The sequence below is a fragment of the Deferribacterota bacterium genome (genome assembly GCA_034189185.1).
In the GTDB taxonomy this organism is placed as follows: Bacteria; Chrysiogenota; Deferribacteres; order Deferribacterales; family UBA228; genus UBA228.
On record JAXHVM010000005.1, the window covers coordinates 22,152 to 32,512 of the forward strand.

Sequence of the window (10,361 nt, forward strand, 5' to 3'; positions counted from 1 at the left end):
ATTAACCCCCCACATAGTTAGGCGTCTTTAAACCAAGAGCATTTCTTCTCTCTAAAATTATCTCTTCCATAATAGATGCAGTTTTATCAACATCGGGTTCAACAAAGAAATATCCATCTATTAGTTCTTTTGCATCCTTTGTTAATATGTTTAATACTTTTGGGCTGCCAAAAATAGGTGGTATAGGCCATAGATGAACTGGTATGCCTGTTGCAACAAAGTATGATCCAATAGCCACAGCCTTTTCAGTAGACCATTCTGGAGCTGAACCTACAATGGGCAACATACCTGTATCTACACCTAAATAATCAGCTATTGAGCCTGATAATACTAACAACCTTGAACAATCAACACATGAACCAAAATGCAGCACAGGCGGTATATTTAGCGTTTTGCATACCTCTTTTAGGGGAACATCTAATTTATCTAAATAACTCATATCCATCATACCAGATTTTGCCAAAGCTATTGCCCAACATCCAGTACCAGTAACTAGTATATTTTTTTCAAGTAATTTTTTAGTTAAATTGATATGAAAATAATCTTGAGTGACCTTTGGATTATTGCAGCCAACAATCGCTGCAATTCCTAATATCTTGCCCTCTTTTATTGCATCAACTAATGGAGCAGGAGTGCCTCCTAATATCTCTAGTAAACCCTCAACTGAAAATCCCACAGTTGCTTTTTCCTTTATTTTTGGGATATGTATCTTCTCTTTGATTCTGTGTGGATAGTTATCTATTGCAATTCTTATTATTTTTTCAGCAATTTCATTTGCCCTATCCTCATAAAATTGTATATGCGTGCAATTGGGAAAGTGTGCCTGCTCGCTTGTTGAGATAACTTTTGTGTGAAAGCAATCTGATAATTTACCAAGTGAAGGATAAATACACTGAACATCAACCACAATAGCCTCTACAGCTCCTGTTGTAATAGCAAGCTCTTGATGTAGCTCATTACCTGCTACTGGTATTCCTTGCCTTTCTAAAAGCTCGTTTCCTGTGCAACACATGCCAACAACATTTATGCCACTGGCTCCTTTACTTTTAGCATACTGGATTAGATCTTCTTTTTCTGCAGCCTCAACAACTTTTTCTGAGAGAATTGGTTCATGTCCATTTACAATAATATTTACTGAGCTTTCATCTAAAACGCCTAAATTCGCATATATCTCCCTATTTTTAGGTAAACCAAATAATACATCTTGAAATTCTGTAGCAAACAAAGATCCACCCCATCCATCTGATAGGGCACATCTTAAGCCTTGAATGATCAACGTTAGTGGGTCATGGTCACAACCCATATGTGTTCTGTGTAATATGTCTATTGATTCTCTATCTATATTCCTTGGTAGTAAACCAACCTTATACCCATAATTTTTCTCTACGGCCTTTTCTATATTTTTAAGCTTTTCTACCCTTTTTTTAGGCATGTAAGAGTCTACTGTTGCCATTGGATCTTCATCTTGCCTGCCATAACAATCAAGTGCAATATGGGCTACCTTTTTTGCTAACTTTTCATAAGAATCATTTTTGTTATATATATTAAATTTCTTTGCTATTTCTTTTAATTTATTTGGCTCTTTAATACGATAATCACTTATTTTACCTTCAGCTATTTCTTTTAATAGTATACTTGGTTTTCTACCATGATCTGAATGTGCTGATGCACCTGCTGCTATCATTCTAATTAAATTTCTAGCAACAATAGCATCAGCATCGGCGCCACATACACCGTATTTAGGCTCGTCACCATATGGGTTTATCCTGCATGGCCCCATAGAGCAATTTTTACAACAAACACCTAATTCACCATATCCACATTGTGGTTTTTGGGCTTCTAATCTGCTCCATATATTATCATAATCATTTTTATCTATAATCTTTAGCATTTCCCTTGCAGCTTTATCAACAGAGCGTTTTTCATCTAACATATAAACCTCCAATAAAATATTTTTCTACTTTTTATAGTAACTATGTAATTAATTTAATAAAGGAATAAATTGTAGAATGTTAAAACTATATATTAAAGTTTATATTAACTTTGCGAATTGCTTATTTTAATCCAATGAAGCTTTTAAATTCTTCCTTTCTTGATCGACTAATGGGTATTTTATTTTTATAAAACTTCATATTAATACTCAATCCATGTGGATCTTTTATTATTTTTTCGATATAGTGCATATTAATTATATAGCTTCTATGAACCCTAAAAAATTTTTTTGTATCTAATCTTTCTTCTAAGCTACTGATTGTAAACTCAGATAAAAAGTTATCATCTGCAGTAAACAATCTTGTATAGATGTTTTCAGCCTTTATAAATATTATGTTATCAACACTTAAAAGATTGATTTCTTTATTTTTTAATATAGGGATATAGTTTAGTATTTTCTCTTCTTCATCTGATAAAATATCACTCACATCAAATGTTAAAAGGCAATAATTGTAGTCATCATTTTTACTATAAATCTTTATTAGTTTTATCATTAAATATTTATGTCTGCCTAGGGAGTCATATTTTTTTAATGTAAAAGGAAGCTGCTCTTCAGTTTTATTTATATGGTAAATCATCTTTTTAATTTTTTCTCGAATTTTACTGCTATGAAAGTGAAAAATATCATTTTGAAAAATTTCATCTTTTGTAAACTCATGAAATTGTGATAAAAATATTCTATTAATATATAGTATAGTATAATTCTTGCTAGAAAATATTAGAATACCTGGCTCTATATGCTCTAGATTGATTCTTTTATTATCCATTGTGATTATTGATTGAAAAACAATCTCTCTACATTTTCTTCAAATATCCTTAGACAACTATCTAGTGGTTTATTAATAACTTTATGTACAGTATAAAGGGTATAGATTATATTTACTGGTTCATTCCTTTTGCCTCTATATGGCATAGGGGATAAGAAAGGACAATCTGTTTCAAGGATTATTCTACTTAATGGTATTTTTGAAATAGCCGATCTTAACTCTGAAGATTTTGTGAAGGTAACATTACCTGCAAAGGAGAAGTAAAGATTATTTTTTATGCCAAATTCTAATAGTTTTTTATCACCATTAAAACAGTGTAGCACACCCTTTATTTGATTGTTTTTTTTGATAAAGTTGGCTGCTATATCTATAAGATCATTTGATGCACTTCTACAATGTATTATTATAGGTTTATTGTGTTTTTTTGCTTGATGTAGAAAATAGTCAAAATATTTTTTTTGTACATTGATATTTGTTGTATCCCTATAGTAATCTAGGCCTGTTTCACCGATTGCTATGCATTTCTTATCATTAAAAATCTCATTAAAGAAGGTATCATCCTCCCTAAATTCAGATATTTCTGTTGGATGGTATGCTGCAGCAAAATATATGTTGTTATAAGAATGTGCTATCTTTGATGCTTTAATTATATCATCTTTATTAATTCCCACAGTTATTAATCTTTTAACACCGAAATCTAAAGCCCTTTTTATAGCCTCTTCTAAGTCTTCATTAAAGTTATTAAAGTGAATATGGCTGTGAGTGTCTGTTATACTATATCCACTATCCAAAAGATTTTTAATTTCCTTTAGATAGTCTTTATGTATGGCACTGTCTTTTTTCTTTATACACAACTCCATAATTATTTGATTTTTGTTCCCTCTTTTATTGTATCTGGCACAAAGATAGCGCTTACCTTATTTTCTTCACTTGCTGCAAGAAGCATGCCCTCCGATAGTTCACCCATTAGTTTTGCTGGCTTTAAATTATTTATTATAAGGATTTTTTTCTCTATTAATTCCTCAGGTTTATAGGATTCAGCGATTCCTGCTACAATTTGTTTTTTTCTATCCCCTACATCAACTAGTAATTTTAGGAGTCTATTAGAACCTTTGATTTGTTGTGCATGCAAGATCTTTGCTACCCTTATATCAATCTTTTTGAAATATTCTATGTCTACTAGATTCTCTTTTGAGAGTTCTGAGGTTATTTTGTTGTGCATTTCTTCTACTTTGATCTTCTCATCTACTCTTGGGAATAGAGGTTCTCCTTTTTTGATTACGGCCCCATCTTGTAATTTAAATAGGGTCAATTCTTTGGTAAAAGATTTATTTTCAATGCTTTCTTCAAGCGAGAGTTGTTTTCTAATTTTTTCTGAGGTATGAGGCATAAAAGGGTATATCAACAATGAGATTATCCTTATTGAATCCATAATTATATACATAACAGATCCTAATCTTTTTCTATATTTGTCTGATTTTGCCAAATTCCAAGGTTTTGTTGTATCTATATATTTATTCAAAGCACTAATTAATTCCCAAATAGCTGCTAAAGCTTTGCTAAATTCTAAGTTGTTCATAAAGGAGTCTACATTATCTATAGTTTTATTAACTGTTTCTATAATAGCAGAATCAGCCATCTCTTTTTCTTCATATTTTGGCATAATGCCACCAAAATATTTTTCCATCATATTCACTGATCGATTTATAAGGTTACCAAGATCATTTGCTAGGTCACTATTTATTCTATGTATTAGTGTTTTAAATGAGAAATCCCCATCAAGCCCAAAAGTTACCTCTCTTAATAAAAAATATCTTATTGGATCAACACCAAAATTCTCTATTAAAAAGATTGGATTAATGGCGTTACCTAGAGATTTAGACATTTTTTGACCTTCAATTGTCCACCAGCCGTGTGCAAATACACATTTAGGCAATTCTTCTTCTATGCTCATTAATATTGTAGGCCAATATACTGTGTGGAATCTGAGAATATCTTTTCCAACTAGATGATAGTCAGCTGGCCAATATTTTTTAAAATTATCTCCTTCTTTATAATAATCTAGAGCAGAGATATAATTTGTTAAAGCATCAACCCAAACATAGATAACATGGTTTGGATCATTAGGCATTTTAACCCCCCAATCAAAGGAGGTTCTACTTATAGAAAGATCCCTTAATCCCTCTTCTACAAATGAAATAATTTCATTTCTTCTCGATTGGGGTTTTATAAATCCTGGGTGTTCTTTTATATGTTTTAGAAGTTTTTCTTGATATTTTGACATTCTGAAGAAATATGAGGGTTCTTTTATTCTTTCAGTTTGTCTGCCACATGAGGGGCATACATTGCCGTCTAACAATTGGGTTTCCGTCCAATATGTTTCGCAGGGTGTGCAATACCACCCTTCATAATGCCCTAAATAGATATCCCCTTTATCTATCATTTTATTAATTATTTTTTGTAATGTAAGTTTATGTTCATTATCTGTGGTTCTTATAAACTTTGAATATTTTATATTTAACTTCTCCCATAAATTTTTAAATCTCTCGACAACATTATCAGCAAGTTCTTTAGGGTGAACCCCTTTTTCTTTTGCTGCTTTTTCAATTTTAAGGCCATGTTCATCAGTGCCAGTCAGGAAGAATACATCATAGCCTAACATCCTTTTATATCGAGCAATTGTATCTGCAGCTATTGTTGTATAGGCATGTCCTAAATGGGGAATATCATTTACATAATATATTGGGGTAGTTACATAAAATGTTTTATTCATAATTCTCCTCCTGCTTTTTCATCTACTAATTTAATATATTCTTGATCTTCAGATAGTTGGGGTTCAGCATAAAGATCCTTTTCATATAATAAACAGCACATTAAGCGCCCACATGCTCCAGTAATTTTTGTTGGATTAAATAACAGATTTTGATTTTGGGCAATCGTGATGGATATACTATCAAAGTTTCTTAAAAAAGAGGAGCAACAGAATTCTTTTCCACAAATACCTATACCCCCTAAAATTTTGGTAGAATCCCTAACCCCTATTTGCCTCATCTCAATTCTTGTTCTAAAAATTCTCGCTAAATCTTTAACAAGTTGCCTAAAGTCAATTCTATCATCAGCTGTGTAAAAAAAAGTTAGTTTTAACCTATCCAGCGTATACTCAGCGTGTATTAGTTTCATCTCTAATTTTGCTTTTTCAGCCAGTTTTTTACATATTTGCAGTGCTTTTTTTGCATCAGTAATATTTTTTTTATAATTTAATATATCACCTTCATTTGCCTTTCTTATAATTGATGGTTGTTGTTCGTCATTACTTATATCTTCACAGTTATTTATATTAATATTGCTCTTAACAACTGTAGCCATATTAATGCCTTTATCATCTTCAACTACAACTAAATCACCATTGTTTAGCTCCAGTTCCTTGTTATATTTATAATTAAAAATTTTACCAGCACGTCTAAAAGTAACATATGCTATATTGTGATTATTCATTTGTTGTCCTCCAGAATATCTAAGATTAAGATTTGCTTAATAATATCAGTATTGACGTTTTCGTTAATTTTGTCAATTAGGTTAAGTAATTTCTCAATTTTTAATATTCTCGCTAAATTTTTATCAATTTTATCTATATCAAAAAATTTTAAAATATAAAAATATATAAAATTAATAAGATCATTTCTACCAGTAATATTTTCTATAAAAGTTATTAAATTTATTGTTTTATAGTTTGGTAGTTTATTATCTATATTATCAAATTCTCTGATAATCTCCAGATTGTTTAAACTGTTATTTAAAAGCTGTATAGCTGTAGGCTTTAAATTGATATTTTGTTCTTTTACTATTTTTTCTGTATTATTTTTAGGTAGCCTATTAAAGGGAATTCTTACGCACCTAGATCGTATAGTAGGGATAATTTTATGGTAGTTATTAGTAATTAAAATAAAAATAATATTAATAGGTGATTCCTCTAGTGTTTTGAGGAAAGATGCTGCTGCTTCTCTTGTCATGTTGTGTGCATCATTTATAATGATGAATTTTTTATCTGGGCCTGTAAGATATATAAATTCTGATAACTCTCTAATATTATTGATCTTTAGCTCATCTTCTTTGATATATTTAATCATTGGATGCTTTAAGCTGAGTATACTTTGGCAATTGTTACAATTACAATCATCGAAATATTTTTTATATTTACAATAAAAATATTTTGCTAAGTATAGAGCAAATAGTTTTTTACCAATTCCACTTGCACCTTCAAATATATAACCACTACTCAATCTATTGTTTTTTATTGCATTGTAAAAATACTCTTTTTGAAAATTATGCCCATATATCATAATAAAATAAAATAATTTAAAATTTCCCTAATGCTTTATCTATTATATTTAAAGCATCTTTTAGGGATGCCTCTACAGCCTTATCCCCATTAATTATATATGTATTATCAAAGTTTTTTGCATACCACAGAAAGCCCTTTCTAACACATTCTAAAAAATCTTTTCCCATTAATTCATATTTTTCTTCTAAAGGATTAGCTTTATCCGACCTTTTTCTTTTAATAGCTAATTTAACATCTATATCGATGATAAGGGTGATATCTGGATAGAGTATTTGTAATCTCTTGGTTAAAAAATCAGTTATAGAACTGTCAACATTTCTACCAAAAACTTGGTAGGCATAAGTTGATGGCGTATATCTATCACATATCACATTATAACCAGCATTTATTGCCGGTATAATGGTTTTATTAATATGTTCGTATCTATCAGCTAAAAATATGAGTGTTTCAGTTATTGGGGTAATATCAATTTTCGAGTTAAGTAAATATTCTCTTAGATATTTTGATGATGGTGATCCACCTGGTTCTTTAGTTAATATTATCTTTTTCCCTAGAGACTTGTAGTAATTATAGAGTTTTTTGGATAGAGTGCTTTTTCCACAACCATCAATACCATCTATTACAATAAATTTAGCCTCACATCGATCCACAGTCTTCATTATCACCTTTTATTTTATTTAATGTATGCATTATTGCACCAGATATAGTAGTTATATTTTCTAATGCAGCTTTTGGGGAGCCTGGTAAATTTATTATAAGGCTTTCCTCTTTGATGCCACAAACACATCTAGATATTATACCATGAGGTGTTTTTTCAAAACTCTCCATTCTCATTGCTTCCTCATAACCTAGCAATCTTCTCTCTATAGTCTCAATAGTGACATCTGGTGCTATATCCCTTTTTGTCACTCCTGTAGAACCGTTGGTTATTATCAAATCTATTTTTTGTTGAAAAATGAGATCCTCAAACAAATCCTGTAATATCTTCTTTTCGTCAGGTATCATATCATATCTAATAAATGAGAAGTCAAAGTTTTTGCTTAGATATTCATGTAATAACGGACCTGTTTTATCCTCTCTTTCTCCTTTAAAGCCTTTATCGCTTAAGGTAATAATCGAGGCTGTGTATTTTGTTTTTTTAATATATTCTACTTTATCACCCACTTTTATTGTGCCATCCCCCTTTACAATAGTAAAAAATCCCTCTCTTGGCATTATACAATCCCCTACTTTGTAGTAGATATTACATCTATTATGACATATTTTACCTTTTTGTGTTATAGTGAATTTAACATCATTTACTATTAAGTTGTCACCGACATTTATGTCACTTGAATCAATATTATCTAAAACAATATTTTCAGCAAAATCACCTGGCTTAACATCTAGACCCAATTCTCTCATTTTTTGTATACTTTTTTCAGCTAGGAAGCTTACCTGCCTATGTAAATATCCCGCATGGGCATCACCAATTATACCATAGTTATCTTTTATATTTGCTTTATCTATATTTTTCTTTTTTTCACCCTTTTTACTACTAATTGATATAGCCTTTATTTGCATAATATTGCCTCCATAAAAATTAGCTAATTATTAAAATTAAATAATATTTAGATTATTTATAATAATTAATTATTTACTTTTTTAAATAAAAATAATAAACTTTTAAAAATTAAATAGTTGTGGGGTTATTGTGGGAGAGACTCTTTATAAAAAAATATGGGATATCCATAAAATTAGAAGACTTAATAACGGAATGGATCAATTGTTTATTGGACTACATTTGATCCATGAGGTTACTAGCCCTCAAGCATTTCATATGCTAGAGGAGTTAGGATTGCATGTTTTAATGCCTCATAGAAATTTTGCAACAGTCGATCACATTGTTCCCACAGATTGCCAAAAAAGACCCTTTGATGATCCATTAGCAGAGGAGATGCTATGTGCATTGGAGAAAAACACAAAGAAATATGGAATAAATTTTTTTTCTATGTCAAGTGGATTGCAGGGTATAGTACACGTTATAGGACCTGAATTAGGATTAACTAGGCCAGGTATGACTATCGCCTGTGGGGATTCTCATACTGCAACACATGGTGCTTTTGGAAGCATTGCTTTTGGTATAGGGACATCTCAGGTTAGAAATATATTGGCTACCCAGTCTTTAGCCTTTAGCCCTATGAAGGTTAGAAAGATTGAGATAAATGGCAAACTACCTCCATTTGTTTACGCAAAGGATATTATTTTGTATTTAATTGGTAAATTAACTGCTAAGGGTGGGTTAGGTTATGCTTACGAGTTTACAGGCGAGGCTGTTGAAAATCTTTCAATGGAGGGTAGGCTTACTCTATGTAATATGGCTATAGAAGGTGGGGCAAGGGTTGGATATGTTAACCCCGATGAGGTGACATATAATTACTTAAAGGGTAGGAGATATGCACCAAAAGGCGATGATTTTACAAAGAGTATAGAATATTGGGAATCTATAAAATCAGATAAAGACGCTGATTATGATGATATAAAATCTTTTAACGCACAGGATATATCACCTATGGTTACATGGGGATTAAGCCCAGAGCATACAATATCAATATCAGAGAGAATACCCAAACCCACATGCAGGGATGAAGAGGATGCTTTAGCACACATGAAGTTAAAAGCAGGAGAAAAAATAGAAGGACTAAGGGTGGATAGGGTATTCATTGGCAGCTGCACAAACGGTAGATTAGAGGATTTAAAGGTAGCAGCAAACTTCGTTAAGGGGCACAAGGTAAAAGAAAGTGTGAAAGCCATTGTTGTACCAGGTTCGAGCTTGGTTAAACATGAGGCTGAAAAAGAGGGTTTACATCATGTTTTTCTAGAAGCCGGTTTTGAATGGCGAATGCCAGGATGTTCAATGTGTTTGGGTATGAACCCTGATAAATTAGCTGGCGAAGAAATATGTGTTTCAACATCAAATAGAAATTTTAAGGGTAGGCAAGGCTCTCCAAAAGGTAGAACCATATTAGCATCCCCTGCCACCGCAGCAGTAGCTGCTATAACAGGTGAATTAACGGATATAAGGAAGTTTAAAAATGTTTAATATTATTAAAGAGATTAAATGCGTTGAAGGCAAGCCTATTGTCATACCCTATGACAACATAGATACTGACAGGATAATCCCTGCTAGGTTTATGAAGACAACAACCTTTGAAAAACTAGGTGAATATTGCTTTTATGATGAGCGCTTTTCGAATGACGGTAAACCCTTGGATCATCCA

General features: G+C 31.4%; 10 protein-coding genes. 2 read left to right on the forward strand and 8 right to left on the reverse strand.

Annotated elements, in window-relative coordinates; translation table 11 throughout:
* Position 1 precedes the first annotated feature (1 nt).
* From cooS to SVN78_00835, 8 genes are all read right to left on the reverse strand, one after another.
* Positions 2-1,933: an anaerobic carbon-monoxide dehydrogenase catalytic subunit gene (cooS, locus tag SVN78_00800; protein MDY6820144.1), complete on the reverse strand. Its 1,932-nt coding sequence runs from the start codon at positions 1,931-1,933 to the stop codon at positions 2-4.
* A 121-nt stretch (positions 1,934-2,054) separates the two neighbouring features.
* Positions 2,055-2,759, reverse strand: a complete 705-nt coding sequence (locus SVN78_00805; protein MDY6820145.1) for a LytTR family DNA-binding domain-containing protein — start codon at positions 2,757-2,759, stop codon at positions 2,055-2,057.
* A gap of 5 nt (positions 2,760-2,764) precedes the next feature.
* Entirely contained in the window at positions 2,765-3,619 is an 855-nt protein-coding gene (locus tag SVN78_00810) for a TatD family hydrolase (protein ID MDY6820146.1), read from the reverse strand.
* A 2-nt stretch (positions 3,620-3,621) separates the two neighbouring features.
* On the reverse strand, positions 3,622-5,532 hold the full coding sequence (metG, locus tag SVN78_00815; protein MDY6820147.1) for a methionine--tRNA ligase: 1,911 nt from the start codon (positions 5,530-5,532) through the stop codon (positions 3,622-3,624).
* The gene (gene ricT / locus SVN78_00820) at positions 5,529-6,254 is read right to left on the reverse strand and encodes a regulatory iron-sulfur-containing complex subunit RicT (GenBank protein ID MDY6820148.1); all 726 of its coding nucleotides are present in this window, start codon (positions 6,252-6,254) and stop codon (positions 5,529-5,531) included. The genes metG and ricT overlap by 4 nt, the downstream gene beginning before the upstream one ends.
* Positions 6,251-7,099, reverse strand: coding sequence for an AAA family ATPase (locus SVN78_00825; GenBank protein ID MDY6820149.1), 849 nt, complete (start codon positions 7,097-7,099; stop codon positions 6,251-6,253). The genes ricT and SVN78_00825 overlap by 4 nt, the downstream gene beginning before the upstream one ends.
* A 16-nt stretch (positions 7,100-7,115) precedes the next feature.
* Positions 7,116-7,760: a dTMP kinase gene (gene tmk / locus SVN78_00830; GenBank protein MDY6820150.1), complete on the reverse strand. Its 645-nt coding sequence runs from the start codon at positions 7,758-7,760 to the stop codon at positions 7,116-7,118.
* Positions 7,738-8,664, reverse strand: a complete 927-nt coding sequence (locus tag SVN78_00835; GenBank protein ID MDY6820151.1) for a molybdenum cofactor synthesis domain-containing protein — start codon at positions 8,662-8,664, stop codon at positions 7,738-7,740. The genes tmk and SVN78_00835 overlap by 23 nt, the downstream gene beginning before the upstream one ends.
* A gap of 130 nt (positions 8,665-8,794) precedes the next feature.
* Between SVN78_00835 and leuC the strand changes: the two genes are divergently transcribed.
* Both leuC and SVN78_00845 read left to right on the forward strand, forming a co-directional pair.
* Positions 8,795-10,183 carry a 3-isopropylmalate dehydratase large subunit gene (gene leuC, locus SVN78_00840; protein MDY6820152.1) on the forward strand — a complete coding sequence of 463 codons (1,389 nt, stop codon included), beginning with the start codon at positions 8,795-8,797 and terminating at the stop codon, positions 10,181-10,183.
* On the forward strand, positions 10,176-10,361 hold a 186-nt coding region (locus SVN78_00845), incomplete at its 3' end, for an isopropylmalate isomerase (GenBank protein ID MDY6820153.1). The genes leuC and SVN78_00845, both read left to right, overlap by 8 nt.

Excerpts from the sequence above, each read along its gene's own strand:
- metG (MDY6820147.1), bottom strand. The coding sequence starts at position 5,532 with ATGAATAAAACATTTTATGTAACTACCCCAATATATTATGTAAATGAT.
- SVN78_00825 (MDY6820149.1), bottom strand. The coding sequence starts at position 7,099 with ATGATATATGGGCATAATTTTCAAAAAGAGTATTTTTACAATGCAATA.
- cooS (MDY6820144.1), bottom strand. The coding sequence starts at position 1,933 with ATGTTAGATGAAAAACGCTCTGTTGATAAAGCTGCAAGGGAAATGCTA.
- SVN78_00810 (MDY6820146.1), bottom strand. The coding sequence starts at position 3,619 with ATGGAGTTGTGTATAAAGAAAAAAGACAGTGCCATACATAAAGACTAT.
- SVN78_00835 (MDY6820151.1), bottom strand. The coding sequence starts at position 8,664 with ATGCAAATAAAGGCTATATCAATTAGTAGTAAAAAGGGTGAAAAAAAG.
- ricT (MDY6820148.1), bottom strand. The coding sequence starts at position 6,254 with ATGAATAATCACAATATAGCATATGTTACTTTTAGACGTGCTGGTAAA.
- SVN78_00805 (MDY6820145.1), bottom strand. The coding sequence starts at position 2,759 with ATGGATAATAAAAGAATCAATCTAGAGCATATAGAGCCAGGTATTCTA.
- tmk (MDY6820150.1), bottom strand. The coding sequence starts at position 7,760 with ATGAAGACTGTGGATCGATGTGAGGCTAAATTTATTGTAATAGATGGT.